Source organism: Cyanobium sp. ULC065 (assembly GCF_977927515.1).
The window spans coordinates 1,106,894-1,129,118 of record NZ_OZ376393.1 but is presented as its reverse complement, the minus strand read 5'-3'; the positions used below and the strand labels follow the sequence as shown (position 1 = coordinate 1,129,118).

General features: G+C 69.6%; 25 protein-coding genes. 3 read left to right on the top strand and 22 right to left on the bottom strand.

Annotation, left to right across the window (positions count from 1 at the left end; all coding sequences use genetic code 11):
* Positions 1-74: 74 nt before the first annotated feature.
* Complete coding sequence (locus ACXMDP_RS05420) at positions 75-413, top strand: hypothetical protein (protein ID WP_259728826.1); 339 nt, start codon at positions 75-77, stop codon at positions 411-413.
* Here ACXMDP_RS05420 and ACXMDP_RS05415 read toward each other — a convergent pair.
* The gene (locus ACXMDP_RS05415) at positions 369-1,532 is read right to left on the bottom strand and encodes an MFS transporter (protein WP_457767105.1); all 1,164 of its coding nucleotides are present in this window, start codon (positions 1,530-1,532) and stop codon (positions 369-371) included. The two genes, ACXMDP_RS05420 and ACXMDP_RS05415, sit on opposite strands and share 45 nt — an antisense overlap.
* A gap of 98 nt (positions 1,533-1,630) precedes the next feature.
* Between ACXMDP_RS05415 and ACXMDP_RS05410 the strand changes: the two genes are divergently transcribed.
* Entirely contained in the window at positions 1,631-3,181 is a 1,551-nt protein-coding gene (locus ACXMDP_RS05410) for an alpha/beta hydrolase (RefSeq protein ID WP_259728828.1), read from the top strand.
* A gap of 95 nt (positions 3,182-3,276) precedes the next feature.
* Here the strand turns inward: ACXMDP_RS05410 and ACXMDP_RS05405 are convergent, their stop codons facing one another.
* From ACXMDP_RS05405 to ACXMDP_RS05340, 14 genes are all read right to left on the bottom strand, one after another.
* Positions 3,277-4,296: an ABC transporter permease gene (locus ACXMDP_RS05405; RefSeq protein ID WP_259728829.1), complete on the bottom strand. Its 1,020-nt coding sequence runs from the start codon at positions 4,294-4,296 to the stop codon at positions 3,277-3,279.
* The gene (locus ACXMDP_RS05400; protein ID WP_259728830.1) at positions 4,293-5,933 is read right to left on the bottom strand and encodes an ABC transporter substrate-binding protein; all 1,641 of its coding nucleotides are present in this window, start codon (positions 5,931-5,933) and stop codon (positions 4,293-4,295) included. The genes ACXMDP_RS05405 and ACXMDP_RS05400 overlap by 4 nt, the downstream gene beginning before the upstream one ends.
* Entirely contained in the window at positions 5,914-6,225 is a 312-nt protein-coding gene (locus ACXMDP_RS05395) for a hypothetical protein (RefSeq protein ID WP_457767104.1), read from the bottom strand. The genes ACXMDP_RS05400 and ACXMDP_RS05395 overlap by 20 nt, the downstream gene beginning before the upstream one ends.
* 146 nt (positions 6,226-6,371) lie before the next feature.
* Complete coding sequence (locus ACXMDP_RS05390) at positions 6,372-7,676, bottom strand: homoserine dehydrogenase (RefSeq protein WP_259728831.1); 1,305 nt, start codon at positions 7,674-7,676, stop codon at positions 6,372-6,374.
* Positions 7,677-7,755: 79 nt separating this feature from the next.
* Positions 7,756-8,211 carry a SufE family protein gene (locus ACXMDP_RS05385; protein ID WP_259728832.1) on the bottom strand — a complete coding sequence of 152 codons (456 nt, stop codon included), beginning with the start codon at positions 8,209-8,211 and terminating at the stop codon, positions 7,756-7,758.
* Positions 8,208-8,714, bottom strand: a complete 507-nt coding sequence (locus ACXMDP_RS05380) for a hypothetical protein (protein ID WP_259728833.1) — start codon at positions 8,712-8,714, stop codon at positions 8,208-8,210. Before ACXMDP_RS05380 ends, ACXMDP_RS05385 begins: the two co-directional genes overlap by 4 nt.
* A 70-nt stretch (positions 8,715-8,784) precedes the next feature.
* Entirely contained in the window at positions 8,785-9,024 is a 240-nt protein-coding gene (locus tag ACXMDP_RS05375; RefSeq protein WP_144036865.1) for a hypothetical protein, read from the bottom strand.
* 108 nt (positions 9,025-9,132) lie between these two features.
* Positions 9,133-9,795, bottom strand: a complete 663-nt coding sequence (locus ACXMDP_RS05370; protein WP_259728834.1) for a 5-formyltetrahydrofolate cyclo-ligase — start codon at positions 9,793-9,795, stop codon at positions 9,133-9,135.
* Complete coding sequence (gene ruvC / locus ACXMDP_RS05365) at positions 9,792-10,253, bottom strand: crossover junction endodeoxyribonuclease RuvC (protein WP_094510272.1); 462 nt, start codon at positions 10,251-10,253, stop codon at positions 9,792-9,794. Before ruvC ends, ACXMDP_RS05370 begins: the two co-directional genes overlap by 4 nt.
* Before the next feature lie 45 nt (positions 10,254-10,298).
* Complete coding sequence (gene bchI / locus ACXMDP_RS05360; RefSeq protein WP_094510271.1) at positions 10,299-11,387, bottom strand: magnesium chelatase ATPase subunit I; 1,089 nt, start codon at positions 11,385-11,387, stop codon at positions 10,299-10,301.
* Complete coding sequence (locus ACXMDP_RS05355) at positions 11,384-12,937, bottom strand: DUF3370 domain-containing protein (RefSeq protein ID WP_259728835.1); 1,554 nt, start codon at positions 12,935-12,937, stop codon at positions 11,384-11,386. The genes bchI and ACXMDP_RS05355 overlap by 4 nt, the downstream gene beginning before the upstream one ends.
* A complete protein-coding gene (locus ACXMDP_RS05350) occupies positions 12,934-14,019 on the bottom strand; it encodes a serine hydrolase (protein WP_457767203.1) in 1,086 nt (361 codons plus the stop codon). The genes ACXMDP_RS05355 and ACXMDP_RS05350 overlap by 4 nt, the downstream gene beginning before the upstream one ends.
* Before the next feature lie 27 nt (positions 14,020-14,046).
* Complete coding sequence (locus tag ACXMDP_RS05345; RefSeq protein ID WP_457767103.1) at positions 14,047-14,919, bottom strand: RNA methyltransferase; 873 nt, start codon at positions 14,917-14,919, stop codon at positions 14,047-14,049.
* Complete coding sequence (locus tag ACXMDP_RS05340) at positions 14,916-15,323, bottom strand: c-type cytochrome (protein WP_233132697.1); 408 nt, start codon at positions 15,321-15,323, stop codon at positions 14,916-14,918. The genes ACXMDP_RS05345 and ACXMDP_RS05340 overlap by 4 nt, the downstream gene beginning before the upstream one ends.
* Positions 15,324-15,397: 74 nt before the next feature.
* On the opposite strand from ACXMDP_RS05340, the gene petG reads away from it, so the two are divergent.
* Positions 15,398-15,511, top strand: coding sequence for a cytochrome b6-f complex subunit V (gene petG, locus ACXMDP_RS05335; protein ID WP_006041770.1), 114 nt, complete (start codon positions 15,398-15,400; stop codon positions 15,509-15,511).
* Positions 15,512-15,649: 138 nt separating this feature from the next.
* Here the strand turns inward: petG and rsmD are convergent, their stop codons facing one another.
* The 7 genes from rsmD to ACXMDP_RS05300 all read right to left on the bottom strand — a co-directional run bounded on the left by rsmD (position 15,650) and on the right by ACXMDP_RS05300 (position 22,133).
* A complete protein-coding gene (gene rsmD, locus ACXMDP_RS05330; protein ID WP_259728837.1) occupies positions 15,650-16,270 on the bottom strand; it encodes a 16S rRNA (guanine(966)-N(2))-methyltransferase RsmD in 621 nt (206 codons plus the stop codon).
* The gene (hisH, locus tag ACXMDP_RS05325) at positions 16,267-16,896 is read right to left on the bottom strand and encodes an imidazole glycerol phosphate synthase subunit HisH (RefSeq protein ID WP_259728838.1); all 630 of its coding nucleotides are present in this window, start codon (positions 16,894-16,896) and stop codon (positions 16,267-16,269) included. The genes rsmD and hisH overlap by 4 nt, the downstream gene beginning before the upstream one ends.
* Before the next feature lie 136 nt (positions 16,897-17,032).
* Complete coding sequence (locus ACXMDP_RS05320) at positions 17,033-18,187, bottom strand: LOG family protein (protein WP_259728839.1); 1,155 nt, start codon at positions 18,185-18,187, stop codon at positions 17,033-17,035.
* A 26-nt stretch (positions 18,188-18,213) separates the two neighbouring features.
* Positions 18,214-18,537, bottom strand: a complete 324-nt coding sequence (gene trxA, locus ACXMDP_RS05315; RefSeq protein ID WP_094510265.1) for a thioredoxin — start codon at positions 18,535-18,537, stop codon at positions 18,214-18,216.
* A 235-nt stretch (positions 18,538-18,772) separates the two neighbouring features.
* Positions 18,773-19,936, bottom strand: a complete 1,164-nt coding sequence (locus ACXMDP_RS05310) for a GuaB3 family IMP dehydrogenase-related protein (protein ID WP_259728840.1) — start codon at positions 19,934-19,936, stop codon at positions 18,773-18,775.
* An 85-nt stretch (positions 19,937-20,021) separates the two neighbouring features.
* Positions 20,022-20,870: a CAAD domain-containing protein gene (locus tag ACXMDP_RS05305; RefSeq protein WP_259728841.1), complete on the bottom strand. Its 849-nt coding sequence runs from the start codon at positions 20,868-20,870 to the stop codon at positions 20,022-20,024.
* Between the two features lie 108 nt (positions 20,871-20,978).
* Entirely contained in the window at positions 20,979-22,133 is a 1,155-nt protein-coding gene (locus ACXMDP_RS05300; protein ID WP_259728842.1) for a homocysteine biosynthesis protein, read from the bottom strand.
* Between the last annotated feature and the right edge of the window lie 92 nt (positions 22,134-22,225).

The window sequence follows — 22,225 nt, the reverse complement described above, 5'->3', positions numbered from 1 at the left end:
CCCTCCTCTTTGGCTTCCGTGACCGGGACGGCGGCCGCCTTCGGCGAGAATGGTGTCCGACGAGGCGAAGCCTGATGAACCCCTCCCAGGAGCCCTCTGCTGGCAGCGCGGCAGCGCCTGCAAATCTGCCTGCCGCTGAGCCGCCGCTGGCCGAGGTCACGAGCGCCACCGCGGCGACCCCTGACCGAGGTGCGGGATCCGCCACCGGTGCGCGCAATCCCGGCGCACACAACTTTGAAATACAGAAGGAACTGCACCAGCGCATCCGCAACGACCCCGACTACGACGACTGGGAGTACGGCACCGAGCCCCTGCCTCACGAGCAGCAGGGCTGGATCTCCCGGCCCGCCCCTGGCGGGGCCGGGGCCTCAGATCACACTGGAGGGGCTGGCGTGGGGGTGGACGCGGGCTAAGGGACGCACCAGGGTGAGGCCCAGCAGGCAGAGCGCCGCCATCGCCAGCCAGAGGCCGCCCCCATGCCGCTGCTGATCGAGGAACAGGCCCGCCACCTGCGGCGCTACGAAGGCACTCAGCGCAAAACACTGCGAGAACAGCGCCATGGCCATGCCTTGATGGGCGGGGGGCGTGATCTCCACCACCGCTTCGGTGGCCGTGGGCAGAAAGGCGGCCACAGCCGCCGCCAGCGGCAGCTGGGCCAGCAGCAGCACCGTGAGGCTGTGCCAGCCCAGGCTGGAGAAGGCCAGCAGGGAGCTGCCGAGCGCGAAACCCAGCAGGCTCAGTCCGAGCCCGAAGGCCACCGACCGCTCTGACAGCCAGCGCCCCAGCGGCCATTGCAGGGCCAGCAGGAGCCCCAGCTGCAGGGCCAGCAGCAGGGCACCAGTGCTCTCCGGCAGGGGGGGGCGGGCCAGCCCGCCGCGCACCAGATCCAGGGGCAGGGCGCCCTGCAGCAGGGCCACCATGCCGGTGGACAGCACCGTCATCGCCAGCAGGGGCAGCAGGGGACGCACCCATCCCTGCCAGGAATCGAGTCGGCTGTCGGCACTGCGGACTGGTGCCGGCGGCAGCGGCCGGCGCAGCAGCAGGCTCAGCAGCACGACCATGCAGGCGATGTCGACGAGGAAGATGCCTCGCAAGCGGCCAAGGGCCGCCAGCCCGGAGCCCAGCAGCACGCCGGTGGCGATGCCAAGCGCATCAGCGGTGCGCACCAACGCAAAGGCGCGGCTGGAGGGCAACGGCGCGCAGCTCTGGGTCACGGCAAGCTCGATCGCGGGCCACCAGAGCCCGAGGGCCAGTCCGATCAGCATCTGCCCGCTCACGTAGGCGGGGAAGCTGGTGGCGCTGTACAGGCGCGTGTCTGCCAGCACCGAGATCAAGGCGGCCAGCACGATCGGGCCATTGCAGGAGCGGCCGCGGTCGAGCCACCAGCCGCAGAGCAAGCGACCGGCCGTACCGGCCAATGCGGCTGCCGCCAGCCCCTGCCCGACCGCAGTGGCGGAGAATCCGGCGTTGTGGAACACCACAGCGGTGAGATAGATCACGCCGCCGCCGCCAAGGCCGCTCAGCAGCCGCATCCAGCACAATTGCTGCAGGGGCGCGGGAAACTGGAGGAACCAGCCGAGGCCGCTTGCCCCTGCTCGACGTCGTGTCAAACCGGTTCCGACCGCTGTTCGTGCTTCTCACCAGTCTGCTGGTCGGGGGGGGCAGTCCGGCCAAGGCCGCAGATCAACTGATCGTTCGGCTCGACGGGTTCTCGCTGCCGATCGACATCGGCCAGCTGGAGGCTTGGAGCCGTGATCCCGGCTCCCGGGGCAACGACCTGGGCGTGTGGTTCGAGTTGCTCGACCCCCGCAGCCGCGAGGATCTGCGCCGCCTGTTGCTCACGCCGATCCTGGAGGAGCGCGACCTGGCTCTGCAGTTGATCCAGAGCTGGGCGGGCCGGCAGGTGGTCGAGGAGATGGGGGCACTGCTGAGCACCGACCAGAGCGGCAGCGGCCCTCTGCTGGTGAACACACTCCGCGGCCTGCTGCAGCGCCCGGAACCGGTCACCCCGCTGAGCCTGCTGCGGGCTGTGCCCACCCCCCGGCTCACCCTGGAGGTGGATGAGGTGCTGAAGCTGGCGCAGCAATGGCGCCGGCAGGTGGAACTGCAGGGCCAGGCCCTGCGGCAGTTGCGTCAGCTGCGACTGCCCCTGACCGCCACCCCCAGCACCGCACGGGCGCCGGCCCTGCAGCCCACCGGCGCCGTTCCCATGCCCCGCCTGCTGGAACTGGCGGTGACCCACCGGCCCGACCCCCTCAAGATCGAGCTGTGGGAGGCGGTGGGGCCCGCTCGTGGCACCTACTTGCTGGTGATGCCGGGGCTGGGCAGCAGCGGCGCCCAGCTGAACTGGCTGGCCCGCGGGCTGGCGGAGCACGGCTACCCGGTGCTGCTGATCGATGACCCCAGCAGCGACGAACACGTCGTGCGGCAACTGCTCGATGGGCAGCGCCCGCCCCCCGGCGCCGAGACTCTCCCCGCCCGCCTTGCGGATGTGGAGGCGGTGCTGAAAGCCGAGCAGGACGGCCGGCTGCCGCCCCTGGGCTCCTCCGCGGTGCTGCTGGGCCATTCGCTCGGTGGGCTGTCGGCTCTGATGGCCGGAGGCGCCCGGCCCGTGGCGGGCCTCGACCAGCGCTGCAAGCAGGCGATGAGAGGGATCCCGCTCAACAACCTCTCGCGGCTGTTGCAATGCCAGCTGCCGGAGGTGCCCTTGCCGAAGGTGGGCAGCGGTGACGGGCGCGACCCGGTGGCGGCGGTGGTGAGCTTCAATCCCTTCGGAAGCCTGCTCTGGCCAGGCCGCGGCCTCGATCGCCTCAACGGCACGCCGCTGCTGATGGTGGGTGGCGGCCTTGATCTGGTCACGCCGCCGGTGGGCGAGCAGCTGGAGCTGTTCCTGCAGCAGCACAACCCCCGCAGCCGGCTGGTGATGGTGGAGGGAGGCAGCCACTTCTCGGTGGTGCGCCTCGGTGACGACAACCCCGCGCTGCTGCAGCTAGGCGAGGAGCTGGTCGGGGTGGAACCGCATCAGGTGCAGGAGCTGCTGCTCAACCTCACCGCCGACTTCCTCGGCTCCCTCGACGGGTCCGCTGCCCTGGCCAGCCAGCAGCGCCTGCAGGGCACCGTGCGGGCCTACGTGCTGGACCGGGAGGCAGCCCGCCACTGGCACCGGCGCCTCGACGGCTGAACGGCAACAGCGGGACGGGGCAGACCATCCGCTCCCACAGCAGGGCGCAAAAAGGCACCAGCGGCAGCGTTCAGCACCGGCTTCAGCAGCAAGCGTCAGAAACGAATCCGCGGATCCAGCAGGGCCACCAGCAGATCCACCACCACGCTCACCACCACCACCAGCGCCGCCACCACCACCACGATCCCCTGCACCAGGGGGTAGTCGCGCTGGGCGATCGCTTCCTGCAGCCGGAAGGCGATGCCCGGCCACGAATAGGTGACCTCAATCAGCAGGGCGCCACCGATCAGGGACGCCACGGTGATCCCGGTGATCGTGAGCACAGGCAACAGGGCATTCGGCAGGGCGTGGCGCAGCACGACCCTTGGTTCGCTCAGGCCGCGGCTGCGGGCCGCTTCCACGTAATCGGAGCGGAGCGCCCGGCGCAGGTTGAGCCGCAGCGCGTTATCGAAGATGCCGCTGAGCAGCACGCCGAGCGTGGTGGCGGGCAGCACCAAATGCCGCACCGTGCCGCTGAACTGCTGCCAGTTGCCGGCCCGCAGGCTGTCGAACAGGTAGAAGCCTGAGCCGCTGGGCGGCAGCAGCGTGACCGGGAAGCGCCCACCCACCGGCAACCAGCCGAGCCAGACGGCGAACACCAGCTGCACCACCATCGCCGCCCAGAACGGCGGCAGGGCGTAGGTGCCGATGCCGTAGAGGCGGCCGGCCAGATCGAGCTTGCCGTCGGGACGGGCGATGCCGGAGAACCCCACCGCCAGCCCCAGCACGGCGGCGATCAACAGCGCGCACACGCCCAGCTCCAGGCTGGCCGGCAGGCTCTGGCCGATCACCTGGGCCACCGGTGTCTGATTGGTGAGCGAGGCGCCCAGATCCCCGCGCAGCAAACCCAGCAGGAACTGGCCGTACTGGGTGAGCAGCGGCAGATCAAGCCCGAGTTGCTGGCGCAGGGCGGCGCGGGCCTCCTCCGGAGCGCGGATGCCGAGCAGGGCATCGATCGGGTCACCCGGCGCCAGCCGCAGCAGCAGGAACACCAGGGAGGCGATCAGCCAGAGCATCACCGGGCCAAGCAGCAGGCGGCTGGCGCCGTAGCGCAACAGCTGGGAACGGCGGCTCATGGGTGGCGCTCCTTCTGCAGCCGGCTGAACACCACCCGGCCGGCCCCATCGAAGCGGGGCGTCTGCAGGTTGGGGCGGGCCCAGGCGCGCGGGGCCACCAGCCACACCGGGATGTAGGGGGAAGCCTGGGCCACCTGTTGCTGCAGGCGGCGCACCAGGGCGACGCGCTCCTCGCCCTCCAGGCTTTCGCTGCGCTTGAGATCCTGCTCAAGACCCGGCTGGGTCCAGAAGCTGCCGCTGGCGGCGCTGGCCCCCTTGAGGCAGCGGTTGCCCTCCGCCTGCTCGCACCCCAACAGGGGAATCAGGTAGTTGTCGGCATCGGGGAAATCCCCCATCCACTCCAGCAGGATCGCTGTAAAGGCACCCTCGCCGAGCTGCCGGTAGGCCGTGGTGGATTCCATGCCGCTGATCTCCAGCTGCACGCAGTCGCCGAGGTCACGGGCCAGCTGCTCCTTCCAGGTGAGCGCGAACAAGCGGTCGGAGGGGATGTTGGAGCGGAAGGTGAGGGGCACGCTCAACCGCCGGCCGCTGCAGTAGCCGGCCTGGCGAAACAGCGCGCGGGCCTGGGCCGGATCGAAGGCAGGCCAGGCCTGCGGATCGGAACCGGGGATTGTGGGGGGCACCAGCTCCCGGAGGGAAGGGCGCAGCCCGTGGCTGACCCGCTGGCTGATCAGCTCACGATCGAGGCCGAAGGCCAGGGCGCGGCGCAGGCGGGGATCCTTCAGGGGCGGCTGGTCGCTGAGCAGCGTGAGGTAGCCGATCTCCAGAGCCGGCCCCCTCCCTTCGCGCAGGGCGCCGGCCGCAGCCAGGCGGTGCAGCGACAGCTGCTGGTCGCCCTCCAGGCTGGTGGAGAGCAGCACATCCACCTCGCCGCTGCGCAGGGCGCCGTAAAGGGCGGTGGAGTTGCTCAGGTTCACCATGTCGATGCCGCTGTTGGCGGGCTTCGGGCCCCAGTAGTCGGCGAAGGGCTCCAGCCGCTGCTGCTGATCGTTGAAGAAGGTGAGCCGGTAGGGCCCGGTGCCCACGAAGCGCTCGTTCAGAAAGCGGCGGCCGTGGGCGCGGTAGGCCGTGGGGGACAACGGCGTGAGATTCACCGCCGTGAGCAGCTGGGGCAGGGCCGTGAACGGGCGCCGCAGGCGCAGCTCCAGTTCGTAGGGCCCGCTGGCCCGCACCGAAGCGATCCGGTCGCCCAGCAGGTAGCTCAGCTTGCCGATCGCCAGGAAGCGCTCCAGCGTGAACACCATGGCGGCGGCATCGAAGCGGCTGCCGTCGTGGAAGCGCACGCCCTGGCGCAGCGGCACCCAGGCAGTGAGACGATCGGCGCTGAGGCGGGGCGGTGCCACGGCCAGGCGTGGCTGCAGCTCGCCCTCGGGACTGATCGCATAGAGGGGGTCGCCCAGCGCGCTCAGCAACTGCATCGCGCCGATGCTGAAGGTGGCGGCTGGATCCACTGAATCGATGCGGCTGCGCCCCGCCACCACCAGCCGGTCCACCGGACGGACGGGCTGGCAGGCCGACAGCAGACCCAGGCTCAGCACTCCCACCAGGGGAAGCGTCAGCCAGCGCTTCAGATCAGGAAAGGGGGCGATGGGGGGCGGTGACGCTCGCTGCGGCCATTCAAAGGCTCGGCTGGCCATTCAGGGCCAGGGAAGGCGGCCTGTTGTGAACCTGCTGCAAGGACACCTCGAACACCGGGGAGCCCTCCCGCGCCAGCGGCCAGCGGCGCACCCAGCAGCGGTCATGGGGTGGATCCACGGCGATCACCTGGTACAGGTTCGAATCCGAGGCGAGGTGAATGCAATCACCCTGGTGGAGGCTCATCGGGCTGGTGCGGATGGGGGGGGTGTCGGGAGGAGGGGGGGTGGCGGGGGGGGATGGGGCCGGACGGCGCTGCGGGTCGCCCGTGGTGGGGGCGTGTGTCGACAGCATTTCGGGGCTGGAGAGGGGAAGGCGTTCGCTATGAACCTTAAGAAATCCCGGTGAGGGGATCGCGACCGAAGGATCGGTGCTGCTGATCACTCCCATCAGGTGAGGCCGCTCAGCATGTCCCGGCAGAGGGTTCGCGGATCATTGCCTCAGAGGGTTCGCAGGCAGGCCGCCACCGCCTTGACGTCGGGCAGGGCGGCGATCGCCGTGAGCGCCGCACGGAAACGGGCCTCCTGCACGTCATGGGTGATCACCACGATCTCAGCCTCCCCGCCGGAGGCCTGGAACTGCACGATCGACTGGATCGACACCTCCTCCTGGCCGAAGCAACTGCCGATCCGCCCGATCACGCCCGCCTGGTCGGTGGTCTGCAGGCGCAGGTAGTTGCGGTGGCGGGTGACGGCGGGATCCACCAGGCGGCAACGGCGCCAGCTGCCGGCCGCCAGCAGCGGATCAAGCCCGGCGGAAGGGCCGCCCACCTGGCGGATGCCGGCGATGTTGAGGATGTCGGCCACCACAGCCGAAGCGGTGGGCCCGGCCCCGGCACCAGGCCCATAGAACATCACCCGCCCCACCGGATCCCCCTCCACGAGGATGGCGTTGTTGACGCCGTTGACCCCCGCCAGTGGGTGATCCTTCGGCACCAGGGTGGGATGCACCCGCACATCGAGCTGCTCGGTGCCGTCGGGATCGGTGCCCTCGCTCTGCGCCACCGCCAGCAACTTGACGCGGAATCCCAGCTGGTCGGCGTAGCTCACATCCCTGGCCTGCAGGCCGCTGATGCCTTCTGTGGGGATGGCGGAGCGTTCGACGCCGCCGCCGTAGGCCAGTCCCGCCAGGATGGCGATCTTGTCGGCGGCATCGCCACCCTCCACATCGGCGGCCGGGTCGGCTTCGGCGTAGCCGAGGGCCTGGGCATCGGCCAGCACCGTGCCATAAAGGGCCCCCTCATCCGCCATGCGGGTGAGGATGTAGTTGGTGGTGCCGTTGATGATGCCGCTCACCCGCTGGATGCGGTTGGCACCCAGCGACTGCTTCAGCGGCTCGATGATCGGAATGCCGCCGCCCACCGCGGCCTCGATCAGCACGTACACGCCCCGCGCGGCGGCCGCCGCGGCGATCTCCTGGCCGTGGCGGGCGATCACCGCCTTGTTGGCCGTGACCACCGATTTCCCGGCGGCGATGGCGCTGAGGATCAGGCTGCGGGCGGGTTCGAGTCCGCCCATCACCTCCACCACAATGTCGACGGCCGGATCCTGCACCACCGCTTCGGGGTCGGTGGTGAGCAGGGCCGGATCCAGCTCCACCGGGCGCGGGCGGCTCAGATCCCTGACAGCCACCCGTTGCAGCCGCAGCTGGTCCACCAGCGGATGGCGACCCGCCGGGGCGGACAGGATGGCGGCTACGCCCGCTCCCACCGTGCCGAGACCCAGCAAGCCGATGCCGATGGTCATGCCTGTCTCGCCTGGAAACGTCCGAGCCTAGAAACCTGGCTGCAGCGCGGCTGCTCCTGCAGGCCGGCGCCGCTCGTCATCAGGAGGGGGCGCCGGAAGCCGCACCGGCGGTGGACTCGCCGCCGGCGAGACTGCGGGCCTGGGCCTGCATCATCTTGAAGATGTTGAGGAAGCCGTTGGCCCGCGATGGGGTGAGGCTGGCCTGCAGGCCCGTGTCCGCCAGAAAGGCAGGATCAACGGAGGCAGCCTGCTCGGGCGTCAGACCTTCGAGCGCTTCGATCAGCAGGGCCAGCAGCCCTTTGGTGATCTGGGCATCGGAATCCCCACGCCAGTGCAGCCGCCCCTCCTGAAGCTCGCCCACCACGTACACCTGCGACACGCAGCCCTTCACCTTGAAGGGGTCGACGCGGAACTCATCCGGCAGCGGCTCCAGCTTCTGGGCCAGCCAGAGCACGTAGGCGTAGCGGCGCTTGGGGTCAGTGGTGCCGCGCAGTCGCTCAACGATCCGATCGAGCGCTTCGGTGCCGGCGCTCATCGAAGGCGACGGCGCGCAGCAGACCAGCCGCTCAGGCCGGCGATCACCCCGCCGACGCTGCCGAGGCCGCCCAGCACCAGGGTGCCGATCAGCCAGGGGGAGGTCCAGGGCGCCGTCGGCTCGGCCGGTCGGCCGCTGAGGCTGTCGATCAGAGGGCGGCCGCTCTTCACCGTCAGGTCGAGGAAGTCGCGATGGCCGGGGCCGTCGTCGACCTGGAGCTCCCACGTGCCATCGGCGCCGCTCGGCAGCACGAAGGACAGCTTGCCGTCGGCATCCAGCTGGCCCACCGTCACCGGCGCGCCGCCTCCTGGCGGCACCACGCGCACCTGGGCTCCGGCCGCCGGTTCACCGGAGGAGAAGCGGCTCTCCAGCAGCAGGGAGTCGTTGAGGGAGCGGAGCTGATCGAGGCTGCTCTCGATGGCATGGGCCCGGGCTGCCACCGGCAGCAGGGCCAGGGCCACCGCTCCCAGGCATGGCACGACCAGGCGTTGGCAGGAGGTCACGGGCGATTGAGCAAACAGCGGAGGGCCGGCCGCGCTTCAGGTGGGCCAGGCATTCCAGCGTAAGTGGGGTTCAGGAGGCCGACCAGCGGTTGCCGGCGGCATGGGCCTTGCCCGCCTGCACCATCCGTACCATCGAGCTCACCATCATCGAGAGGGCCTCGCTGGGCTCGGAGCGGTGGCCGAGCTCGGCGGCCATCACGCGATCGGCCACGGTGCGGCCTGCCGCTGCGGCGGTTCCGGCGCGCAGCGCTGGGGAAAGGCGCCGACCACTGGTGCCATCGGCATCCATCCGGGCCACCGCAGGCTGCATCAGGCCCATTGGCGATTGAGCGGACGAATCCGAGGAGAGCACCACAGGAAGGCTTCAACTGCGGGGATCCTGGCAAATGCAGCCCCGTCAGGCGGGCTGGGGTGGTCATCACTCAACAGGTTGCAACCATTCCAGGCCCCGCTCGCTCAGCCATCCGTCGAAGGGAATGTCCCAGGGGTCGGTGGGCAGGGCCTCCACCAGACAGCCGTAGGGCGCCACGATCACAGCCGGCACGGAGCGCCAGGCCGGGTGCTGCCGCAAGCGGTCGTACCAGCCGCCGCCCGAACCCAGCCGGAAGCCGCGGCGGTCGAAGGCCAGCGCCGGCACCAGCAGCAGGCCCAGGGCGCTGGGCTCGAGGCTGGGCCCCTGTGGGGCCGGGATGCCGCAGTGATCAGGGAGCAGCGGCGCGCCCGGGTTCCAGGCGACGTAATGAAGTGCGGCGGCGCCCCTCCCCGACGCTCCTGCGGCCGGGTCTCCTTCCAGGCCCGCTGCCGGCCGCACCCCCGGCAGGGCGAGCGAAGCCGATCCCAGCTCCTGAAGCGGCCTCAGGTCCGCTTCGCCGCGGAGGGGCCAGTAGAGCCCCAACCGCTGCGGGCGATCCAGCCAGGGCGCCAGCGCCGCAACGGCCTGTTGTTGCAGGGCAGGGTGCGCCTCCATCAGCAGGGCCAAGCGCTGCTGCCGCCAGTGGCTCCGCAGGGCTGCCTTGTCGGCACCTGCCCCACTGGCCACAGCGTCACCGGGAGCAGCACCACCGGCAGCGGGCTGCTTCACCGCTGAAACCAGCCAGTGAGCGCCACAGCTAGGGCATCGGCAGCGTCGTCGGGGCGTGGGGGGTGATCCAGCGACAGTTCGCGCATCACGGCGTCGAGCACCTCCTCCTTGCCGGCATGGCCCGAACCGGTGAGCGCCAGCTTCACCTGCATCGGCGGAAACTCCACCACCGGCACCTGCAGCCGCGCCAGGGTCATGATCACCACGCCCCGGGCCTGTACCACCGAAATCGTGGTGCTGGAGCGGTAGAAGAAGAATTTCTCCACCGACGCCAGCTCCGGGCGCCAGCGCCGCACCAGCCAGCGCAGGTCACGGGCGATCTCCACCATCCGCGCGCCATCGGAGCGGCCAGGAAGGGTCTGGATCATGCCGCAGTCGAGCATCCGCTGGGGCGGGCCGGACTCGATCACGCCGTAGCCGACACGGGCGAGACCAGGATCGATACCGAGGATGCGCATGGGGCGAATTATCCGCGCCCTGCGGGAGTTGAGCAGCCGACAGGCTCAGGCCGCCAGGGCCAGTTCGAAACCGTTGCGGTCGCTTGGCTCAGGCCGCTCGAACACCTTGCAGAACACTTTGATCACCCGATCGCCTGTGTCGATCTGCTCCAGTGGATCCTTGCGCAGGCGATGGCGCAGGCAGCAGGCCACCACCCGGGCCACATCGTCGTCGGTGACCTCGTTGCGGTGCTCAAAGGCGGCCAGGGCCCGGGCCGCCCGGTTGGTGACGATGTCGCCGCGCAGACCATCCACATCCAGTTCGCCGCACACCGCCGAGATGCGCACCCGCAGGTCGTCGTCGATCACCACCGACGGCAACCGGTTCTGAGCCTCCACCACCCTGGCCTGCAGGGCTTCCTGAACGTCCTGCACCTGGGCACTGAAGGCCTCGGGGTCGGCATCAAAGCCGGTGCGTTGGTCGACCACCTGCACGCGCAGCTCGGGATCGCGCACGGTGCGCACCTCCACGCTCATGCCGAAGCGATCGAGCAGCTGGGGCCGCAGCTCCCCTTCCTCCGGGTTGCCGGAGCCGATCAGCACGAAACGCGCCGGGTGCCGCACGCTCACTCCTTCCCGTTCCACCGTGTTCCAGCCAGAGGCGGCCGAGTCGAGCAGCACGTCCACCAGGTGGTCGTCGAGCAGGTTCACCTCATCGACGTAGAGCAGACCGCGGTTGGCCTTGGCCAGCAGGCCCGGCTCAAACGCCCGGATGCCCTCGCTGAGGGCTTTCTCGATGTCGATCGTGCCGCAGAGACGGTCTTCGGTGGCACCCAGCGGCAGGTCCACCATCGGCACCTGGCGAGGTTCCACCGGCAGGGTCTCGCCGGATTCGGCCCGCGCGCGCACCTCGCTGCTCTGCAGGTCGGGGTCGGTGGGAGAGCTGTTGTAGGGGTCGCCGGCCACCACCGGGATGGCTGGCAGCAGATCGGCCAGAGCGCGGATGGTGGTCGACTTGCCCGTGCCCCGGTCGCCCATGATCATCACGCCGCCGATGCGGGGATCGATCACGTTCAGCAGCAGGGCGAGCTTCATCTCCTCCTGGCCGACGATGGCGGTGAAGGGGAACACCCTGCGCTTGCGGGTCTGACTCACGGACGACAGCTCGGCACGGGTTCGGATTGTTTCACAGCTGAGGTTTCCGCCGGAGCGGCGGGCACCGGCAGCAGGGTGAGCACCTGGGGTGGGGTGGCATCAGCTGGGTAGACCAAGCGCACGCGCAGCTCGCGCCGCTCTCCAGGCTGGAGCCGAACGCGGCCCAGCTCAGGCCCCTGCTGCCCCTGGCGCTGCACCAGGTGGAACCAGCGCCGGCCCATCCGCCGGCCCTGAGGATCGTCGAGGCCACTCACCTCCACGGTGCCGCGGAACATCACCGGCCGGGCCTCGGTGGCGTTGAAGCTCAACCCCCCCAGCGGCTTGTCCGTCTTGCGGGGCGACTCCAGCGCCAGCGAAAGCACGCTCGGCTGATCGCTGTCGTTCCGCAGCGGCAGGCGCAGGTCGTACTCGACGCCGTAGTTGCCGTGGGCGGCCCAGGCAGTGCCGGGATAGAAGGGATCGAGCTCGGCGGTCTGCACCTGGCCGGTGCCAAGGGTGCCCAGCTCCAGCCCGGCGATCGGCCACGACACCGGGGCGCTGCGCACCGACAGCACCGGGCTGCCGGGATCGGTGAGCGTACCGGTCCAACGGCTGCCCAGCTGCACGCCACTGACCCGTGAATAGATGATCCGCCCCTTGGCGCCGCGCGGAGTGGGCTGGTGCTCCTTGGGGCTGAGCCCGCCCCGCAACAGCTCCAGCCAGGTGGCGTCCGATGGGGGCTGGTCACCGCCGAAGGCGGCCAGGGTGGCGACCTGCACCGGCCCGTCGCTCACCAGCCGCAGCTGCAGGTTGCGGCCGTTGAGCAGAGGGTCGAGTCCGCGCACCGGGATCGGCAGCGCCACCAGGGTGGTGAGTTCTCCGGCCGGCAGCTGCCATTGGGCGGGAATCTCAGGGCTGCGGCGCTGCTGCAGCAGTTCAGCCGCCACCCGGCTGCCGGGGCCGGAAAACGCAGAGGTGCCGTCGTGGGGAACCAGCGCCGGCAGGGGCAGGAAGGGGGCGTCCGCCTGCTTCGGGTCGGTGGCCTGCGACAGCGCCGTGGAACCGCTGATCAACTGCAGCCGCACCGGCCGCGGGCCGCTGGGCGCCGCCACCACCCCCAGCCAGAGGGTGGAATCCACGGTTTCGGGCCGTCCGGCATAAACGTGATGGCTGAACAGATCGAAGCGACCTTTCAGGGGACGGTTGAGGTGAGCCGCCGGCACACCGAGGGGCTTCCCGCCCAGGGTGGCGGCCCCATCGAAGGTGGAGAGCAGGATGCCGGGCCCCGTGATCAGCTCGGGGTTGTTGTCATTGATCAGCGGCACCTGATCGAGCTTTCCGGGCAGCGGCCGCACCTGCTGGGGCCGCAGCACGGTGGTGGGAGCCGCAGCGGGGGCGGGAGCAGGGGCAGGCGCCGCAGCTGGCTTGGCCGCGGGAGTGGCCGCCAGAGTGGTCACCGGATCGGCGGCGGCCCCGCCACTCGCGCCCAGCGCCAGGACGCCACCGGCAACAGCTGGCAGCAGGGAGCTCAGCCACCGACAGCGGCGGTTGCGGGGAGCTTGCGGATTCATCGCGGGGTGGGAGCAGGGGAACGGCCGATCAGGGTTTCGCTCATGGTCGCGGCCATCGCCCGGATCAGATCGGTGGAGCGGGGATCGTTGAAAGGGCCCTTGACCATGAAGGCCGCCACGGCCCGCTGACCGTTGGGCAGTTCGATCAGTCCGGCATCGGAGTAGGCGATGCCGATGTCGCCGGTCTTGTTGAGCACGGTGATGCCGCGGGCGAGCAGTTCGCTGTCGGGGTCGCTGGAATCGCCACCGATCCCCTTGAGCACCCCGGCGGGCAGGAGGGTATTGGTGCGGGAGGTGCCCAGAATCGTGCGGAAGTGATCCCGTGCCCGTGGACTGAGCTTGGCGCCGGTATCCACCAGGGCGATGGAACGGGCGAGGTCGTGGGGGCTCGTGGTGTTGGTGCCCTCCAGATCGGGAAGCCAGTTGTTCACCACGGTGGCAGGAAGGCCAAGCGCCTGGAAGCGGGCATTGATGGCCAGCTTCCCGCCCACCCGTTTGATCAGCAGGTTGGTGGCGCTGTTATCGCTGACGCGGATCATCTCGGTGGCCGCTTCGTAGAAGGGGAAACGGGTGCCGAGCGGACGATTGGCCATCCAGCCGGCACCACCGCCCACCACCTCCTTGGTGAGTGGCAGGGGTTCGCCCCAGCGCAACTTGCCGCGGTCGAGGTCCTCAAGCGCCGCCAGCAGGATCGGGGTCTTGATCGAGCTGGCGGCAGGCAGGGGCGTGTCGGGATTCAGCTGGGCGAAGCGGCCGTCATCAAGCACCAGCAGGAACCCTCCCACCTTTAGATCCTTCTGGGCCGCCGCCAGGGCCTTCCAGCGGGCGCTGAGAGCCGTGAGCTCCTTGCGCGGTTCGAAACTGCCCAGCGGGATGCCCTGCTGCAGGGGCGACACCGGCGTGGTGGCAGCTCCCATGCGCGGCGTGTCCATCGCTCCCTGGGCCATCCGGGGGGCGAGCTGTTTCAGCACCGTGCCAGTGATGACGCCGAGACCGACGCCCATCACCAGCAATCGCAGCACCAGAGCCAGGGGCTGGAACCAGCCGGTGGATCCGGATCGGGGGGGGCGGCCCGAGCGCACAGACAAAAGAAATGGATTGGCAGGACGTTAAGGGGTCCGGCGATCGGTGGCCCAGCGCAGCTGCCGGACCATGCCGCGCACCATGGCCACTTCATCGGCATCGATCTGGGCCCGCTGCAGCAGGCCTCGCACCTTGGCCATGCGGGCATGGGCCGTGTGCGGCAGCAGAAAACCCACCTCCAGCAGCAGCGCCTGGGCATCGGCCAGCGCAGCCTCCAGGTCGGCGCGCCGAACCGGGGTGGGCAGCGCCGTGGTGGGCCCGGGGCCTGGACCAGACGGGCGGGCGTGGAACCGGTGCCACTCGTACAACACGATGGCCAGCGCATGGGACAGGTTTAGCGAGGTGTAGGCGGGATCGGCGGCGATGCGCAGCACCCGTCCGGCCTGCAGGAGTTCGTCATTGCTCAGTCCCCGGTCTTCGCGGCCGAACACGAGGGCAGCCACCTTCGGCACCGTGGCCGGGACAGGGGTATCCGCAGGGCTGTGGTGGCGGCCAGGGCTGTCGGGACCACGGGAGCCGCCGGGGCCGCGGGCCGCACTTGAGGCCCCGTCGCCATCGCCTTCTCCGTCACCCGCCGCCAGCCAGGCAAAAGCCTCGGGCGGGTCCACCACGGCCACCGGTGCCGCCTCCGGCCGGCCACTGGCGGCCACGACGCGGCGACAATCGGCGATGGCGGCGGCCAGAGCGGGAAAAACAACGGCCCGCTCCAGCAGCGGCTGGGCATGCACGGCCATGCGGCGGGCTTCATCGCCGAGGTGATCGCAGCGGGGCGCCACCAGGCGCAGCTCGACGATGCCGAAATTGGCGCAGAGGCGGGCGGCGCTGCCCACATTCAGAGGCCCAGCAGGTTCCACCAACACCACCACCGGTGGGCAGGGAGGGGGCGCAGGGGCCGTCACGCCAGTGCGTGGAGATGGGCGATCAGGTCGGCCATGGCCTGGGGATCAGGCTGAAAACGGGGCATGGGCGGAGTGCGACCGCTCACCACCTGCTGCACGAGCCGGCGGTCGTTCTTGCGCTGGGTGACGCCATGCAGGCTCGGGCCCACCAGCCCCTGGCCGGCAATGCCATGACAACCGGCGCAGTTGATCAGGAACAGCCGGCTGCCGCGATCGGCCGAGCCGACCAGATCCAGGGTCTGGCGGGTGTAGGGGTCGCCCTGGATGGAGGGGAGCAGCCCCAGGGCCAGCAGCGCGCAGGCGGCAGCCGCCATCAGCGCCATCGCTGTGATCAGACCCTGACGGCGGAAGGTGGCCTCCGCTGCCCCCTCAGGAGCCGTTGTCGGGGTCAGATCACCTGTCAAGGAACGCCACGCTGCTCCCTCCACACTGCCGCAGACGTGAAACAATTGCGTCACTTCTGTGTGGCTGGCTCTCCATGATCGAACCCCTGCTCTGCGGCATCGTGCTGGGCCTGATTCCCGTCACCCTGTTGGGGTTGTTCGTGGCGGCCTGGAACCAGTACCGCCGTGGCAGCGCCCTCGGCGGCTGAACCGGCGCTGCTTGCCTGAACCAAGAGGCTGGGGCGGCCTGAACATCCTTCAAGCTGGTCATGAGGCCAGCAGGTGATCAGACCACTGGCTCAGGAGGCCAGCGGGTCCGGGACTCCCAGGCCATCACTCGCAGCCCCTCAAAGGCGCTCCTCTGGACCCTGTCCCATTGAGGATTCTGCGGGACTCTCTTGCTGGCTAAGGGGCCTCAGCACCACCACTTCCGAGCTGCCGTAGCGGCGTTGCTGGCTCAGCTCCCAGCCGGGCGGTGCTTCAGGCACACGGCCGCTACCGCACTCCCACACCAACAACCCACCGGCGGCCATCCAGCCGTGCTCAAGCACCGCCGCCGCGATCGGTTGATGCAGACCCGCGCCATAGGGCGGATCCACATAGATCAGATCGAAGGGTCCACCAGCCGTACGGCAGGCGCCACCGCCCTCCAGCCAGCGCGGCAACGGCCGGCAGAGCACCTCCACCGTCACCGGCCGCCTCAGCCCCGCACGCACCGTTTCCAGGTTGGTCCGGGCCGTGGACGCCATCCCCCGGTCCTGATCCACCGCCACCACCGCCGCCACACCACGCTGCAGCGCTTCGCAGCCCATGACCCCGCTACCGCAGCAGAGATCGAGCCAGCGCGCTCCCTCCAGCCGCGCGCTGAGCAGGTTCATCACCGCGAGCCGCACCCGCGAGGTGGTGGGTCTGGCCGCCGAACCCGCTGGGCTGATCAGCCGGCGGCCGCCACTGATCCGCAGGGTCATGCGGCGGCATTCTCCACCCAGCCCAGCCAGCGGCGCAACATACGCTGACCCACCGGCCCGGATTTCTCCGGGTGGAACTGACAGGCCGCCACGTTCTGCTGCCATACCGCGGCCGTGACCCGGGCATCGCCGTAGGCCACCTGGGCGGTGATGCAGGCGGCCTCCGAGGGATCGGCGGCGAAGGAATGCACGAAGTAGACCCAGGCAGGCGGCTGGTCCGCTGGCAGCAGCGGTGATGGCGCGCCCGGCAGCAGCGGCGCCCAGCCCATGTGAGGAATCGGGTGATCGGGCGTGCGCGGCAGGGCCCGCACCCGTCCGGCCAGCAGACCCAGGCCCTCGCGCTCCCCCTCCTCACTGCTCTCGAACAGCAATTGCAGCCCCAGGCAGATCCCCAGCAGGCGTCCACCGGAGCCGCACCAAGCTTTCAGGGGTTCGATCAGATCCGCCTGCTTCAGCCGCTGCATGGCGGGGTCGAAAGCGCCCACGCCCGGCAGGATCAAGGCATGGCAGGCCTGCATCGCGGCGGCTTCCTGCACAGGCACCACCTCGGCACCGAGGCGCTCGATCGCGCGGCGCACGGAATGGAGATTGCCCATGCCGTAATCGATCAATCCGATCCTGCTCATGGCAGCGGACTCTCCAGTAAAGGCGAGCGAAACGCCGGCAGCTGTGTCCTGAGCAGCAGAAGCTGCAGGGGATCAGTCAGCAGCCGATGTGCCCCCGGCAGAAGAACTGGGGGAGGAAGAAAGAGAAGAAGGGCCATCAGGAAGTGAAGGTACAGCGACGTTGTTCTGGGTGGTGCGGTTCCGGCGCGCCCTGAATGTCGAGACCGTTGAGATGCTCGATCAGCTGATAGAGCCGGCCCACCTTGCGGTCGTTGAAATCGAAGCGCAGCGAAGGTCGGAGCTGATCGGAAAGATCACAGACTTCATCGTGCTCAATCTGCCCGCTGTTCAGCAGATCGGCGAAGCGCTGGTTCAGCATGGCCAGCTGCGCGGGCGTGAGGGGGGCGTGCAGCAGCAGCTCAAGGCGATCATTCACCAGCCTGGCGGTATGGAACACGCGGTAGAAGCGGCAGATCTGCGCCATCGCCTCGGCGGCGCTGCTGGCATCGCAGAAGAGAGCAGCATCCGCCTCACTGACGAGCCCACGATCGATCAGGTCGTGGCGGAGCGTGTGCCGCCAGTTGGCCCAGAAGGGATCACCCGGAGGGGCCAGCAGCACCACGGGAATTGGAGCAATGCGGCCGGTCTGGATGAGCGTCAGCGACTCGAACAATTCATCAAGCGTGCCGAAACCTCCCGGCAGCACCACCAGCGCATCGCACTCGCGCAGGAAGAAAAGCTTGCGGGTGAAGAAGTAGCGGAAGTCGACCAGGCGATCGCTACGACCGGCGATGTAGGGATTGGGCTGCTGCTCGAACGGCAACTGCACGTTCAGGCCGAAACCGTGCTCGCTGCCGGCGCCACGATTGGCCGCCTCCATCACACCGGCACCAGCGCCGGTGATCACATCGAAACCTGCCGCGATGGCACGGCCGGCCAATTCTTCGCTGAGCCTGTAGCAAGGGGTGCCCGGGGCGGTGCGGGCTGAGCCGAAGACCGTGACCTTGCGGGTGCGCCGGTGCTGCTCGAACATCTGCAGCGCCTGCTGGATGTCCTGAAGCGTGCCACTGATCAGCCCCCAATCTTCCCCATCGGCGCCGCTATCGGCGATCCGCATCAAGGTGGCGATCGACCGATCGATCAGCAGCCGCTGGGGGTGGTTGCTGAGCTCTGGGGCTTGATGCTCCCATGCTCTCTCTGCCTCTGGCTGGCCGACACTGAAGAGCGGCGGAGTGGAGCCGACTGAGGGTTCCGCCGCCGTGGAGAGCGAAGGACGTGGATCCGGCGTGGCGGCGGAGGCAGGCTGCGACAACACGCCGGGAGGGGCGAGGGGAGAACTCAGAGGTATTTGGTGATGGTGCCGGAGAGGGTGTTCTTCGGCACGGCACCAACGACGGTGTCGACTTTCACACCACCCTTGAAGACCATCAGGGTGGGAATGCTGCGAATGCCGTACTGGCTGGCGACGTTGGGGTTTTCGTCGGTGTTGAGCTTGAAGACCTTGATGCGGCCTTCGAATTCCTTGGCGATTTCATCGACGATCGGGGCGACCATGCGGCAGGGTCCACACCAGGGAGCCCAGAAATCCACCAGCACGGGCACATCACTCTTGAGCACATCAAGCTCAAAAGAGGCGTCGGTGACGGCAGTGGCGCTGGACATTCGAGGGAGGGACAAGGTTTTGCCAATGTAGCAACGGCCTTGGCATCATTCCCGGGACCGCCACCGAACGTTGGAAGAGAAAATGCCCGGACGCGCCGGGCGGGGTGGTGTGAGGAGTGTGCGAGCCGTAGCCCCCACGGCACGAGACTAGCCCCCGTCTCGGCCTGTCCAGCGGCGTCTCATTGCTGGAAAACCGCCGGAAAGTCCGCAGCGAATCGGGCAATGCGAAAGGGCTCTACTTGCCCATGCCCAGCTGCTGGGCCTTCTGGTACACCTTGCCTTCGGTGAGCAGGGAAGGGGCGACCACCACCTCCACCTGCTGCATCTCACGCAGGGTGCGGGCGCCCAGGGTGCCCATCGATGTCTTGAGCGCGCCCAGCAGATTCTGGGTGCCGTCATCGAGGCTGGCGGGGCCACGCAGGATCTTCTCGAGGCTGCCCGTGGTGCCGACGCTGATGCGGGTGCCGCGGGGCAGCACCGGGCTCGGTGTGGCCATGCCCCAATGAAAGCCGCGGCCCGGTGCTTCGGCCGCCCTCGCGATCGGCGAGCCGATCATCACGGCATCCGCTCCGCAGGCGATGCACTTGCAGATGTCACCACCCGTGACGATGCCGCCGTCGGCGATCACCGGCACACGGCGCCCGGTTTCCCGCTCGTAATCGTCGCGGGCGGCGGCGCAGTCGGCGACAGCGGTGGCCTGGGGGATGCCCACCCCGAGCACCCCGCGGGAGGTGCAGGCGGCACCGGGGCCGATGCCCACCAGCACCCCGGAAGCACCGGCGCGCATCAGCTCCAGGGCCACGTCGTAGGTGACGCAGTTGCCGATCACCACCGGCACGCCCATATCGCGGCAGAGGGTGGCGAGATCGAGCCGCTCGCGGCCCTCCGGGCCGATGTGCTCGGTGGACACCACCGTGGCCTGCACGAAGAAGAGATCAGCACCGGCTTCCGCCACTGCCTTGCCGAAGCGCAGCGCTGCCGCAGGGGTGGCACTGACTGCGGCGATACCGCCCTGTTCGCGGATCTCGGCGATGCGCCGACGGATCAGCTCTTCCTGCACGGGCTGGCTGTACAGCTCCTGCATCAGGGGAACGAAATCCTCTTTGCCCACCGCCGCAATGCGGTCGAGCGCAGGGTTGGGGTCTTCGTAGCGGGTCTGGACGCCTTCGAGGTTGAGCACCCCCAGTGAGCCGAGGCGGGAGAGCTCAACGGCCATCGCCACATCCACCACCCCGTCCATCGCGCTGGCGATGATCGGAATCTCGCGGTCGATGCCTCCGAGGCTCCAGCGGCTGTCGGTGACCTCCGGGTCAACCGTGCGACCTCCGGGAACCAGAGCGATCTCGTCGATCCCGTAGGCACGACGGACGGTGCGCTTCCCGCCTAACTGAATGGTCACCGGTGGATGGTCGTCGCAGTCGGGCCAAGCTATCAACAGGCCTGTCAGCCTCCCGATCCGGCACGGCCCAACCCGACGGGCGGCCTCATTCGTTGCCGCGGAATGCCCGCCAACGCTGCTCCAGCGATGCGATCAGTTCCTGACGGTCGCTGCTGCGCACCAGACGGGTGGCCGCAAAGCGGCTCAGCCAGATCACCCCGGCCAGCTCCAGAAGACCCGGCAGCAGGGGCAGGCTGTCGATCGCGCCGATCACGGCGCCGTAGAGGCGCAGCACCAGCACCAGGGCAAGCGCCAGAGCAACCGCACGCAAGGGCCCCTGGTACTGCACCAGCATCTGCTGGAGGCGTCCGCTGCCGATCCATTCGCGCAGCTTGGCCAGCAGCAGGTCCCATTCGCCACCGCCCTCAGCGGTGTCCGGTGCAGCCGGTACGTGCACGGTGGCCGCCACAGCGGGTTCAGGGGTGGGGGCTGGTGCGGGGGCTGGCTTGGGCTCCGGCAGGAGCTCGGCGGGCGTGGCAGGCGGTTCGGCAGAGGCTTGACCACCTGCTCCAGTAGGTGCTGCAGCAAACGCGGCAGCGTTCACCGGGTCTGCAGCTGGCGACGCATCAACCGGAGCCGGCTGGGAGCCAACCTCCGAATCCACGGGCGCGCCCGTGGGCAGGAGAGGAGAGACTTCAGCTTCCACTGCCGCCACAGGCTGGGTCAGCGGTTCAGGCTGCAGCATCGGCTCCGGGGCCGAGTGCCACATGGGCGCGGCATCAGCATCCACGCCAACGACAGCGGCGGGGTCAGCCGGGGGCAGATCAGCGGGGTCGGCAACGCCGTGCTCCCCGCTGGAGGGCATGGGAGCGGCGACCTCCCCGACGGGCTCGTGCGCCGGCGGTTGCTCACCGGGAAGGAACGGCGCGTTGGAGGAAGCGGAAGGCTCGGTCATCGACTGCCAGAAAAACCGCACCGGGAGCCTACGGCGCTTCCGGCAGGGCGAGGCCTCGCTTCGGCAGACCGTTGCAGCGGGCCGGCACAACAGCCCCTGGCAGGGCGATCAGCCCTCCAGAGGGATCAGGCCCGGGCGCGCCGACAGCGGCTCCAGCGGGCCGCGCAGCGGGAAGCGTCCCTGCCGCAGCAGCTCGATCAAGCAGGTGCCGATCTCCCGGGCCAGGCGCGGGCTGTGGGCCGGCGCGCAGGGGATGCGGCGACCATCCACCTGGATCTTGCCCGCCAGCAAGTGGCTGTAGGGCACAAAACCGAACCCGGGGCGGATACGGCGCGGGATCGAGAAATCGAGCACGGGCGCTTCCAGCTGGTCGTCGCCGATCGACGCCCGGTGGGCCATGGCGAGATCGAGCAGGGGCACGGGAACGGCGATCGGCACCATCAGGGCACTGCCGTGTCCCTCGAAGAAACAGGCGCGGATCCATTCGGGCCGCAGCCCGTGCAGGTCGACGCTCACGGCCGCGACCGCCCCGGGAGTGCGCGCATGCCCGCTGGGCAGCCGCCGCGTGCCGGGCTGATGCCCATGGCCGGCCCCGATCACCCAGCCCACCGCCCCCGCCACCAGCACGGGCGAGCCCGGACCGAGCCAGGCCAGTGAGGGCATGGTGAGCCCGATGCTGCTGCTGCCCGAACTGCTGTACAGGGCGTTGCCGTAGGGACCGAGCAAGGGTCCGTAAGGGCTGCGCACCACTCCCTCTGCGCTGCTCACCGCCACCACCCCGTTTTCGGCGATGGCGCGATGCAGGAGCAGGCGTGCTCCGCCCAGGCGCTCCAGCGAGAGGCGGCCCCGGTATTCGCGGCGCGGGTGGGAGGCGGTGGCCTCACCGGTGAGTGTCAGCTCCAGTTCGCGACCGGCCAGCAGGGCGTCCAGCACCTGAGCGCCCCCCTGGCGCAGCGGTTCGCCCAGCCCGCCGCCGATCGGCAGACACAGGCCCGCGGTGCCACCCGCCCCCTGGGCGAGCACCCCGTCGAGCCGGGCCTCACGGATGCGCAGAGGCGGATCCACCGGCCCGAGGCTGAGCTGCAACGTGGCCTGGTCGGTGAACTCCGCATTGGCGGCCACCACCACGTCGGTGGCGGCGTAGGCCGCTTCCAGGCCGCCTGTCGCCACCAGCACCCGGAAATCGGCGGCAGCAAGCACGCGCAGATCACCGCTGCGCTGGCGCTGCTGGAGATCGGCTTCGCTGCGGGGAGCCAGGGACATCGGTGGCCGGGTCAAGGCTGAGGAGGGCGTCGGAAACCGGAACCGAACAAGGCGGCTGGGCCTCGATTAAAGTGGCTCACGGATAAGTGGTG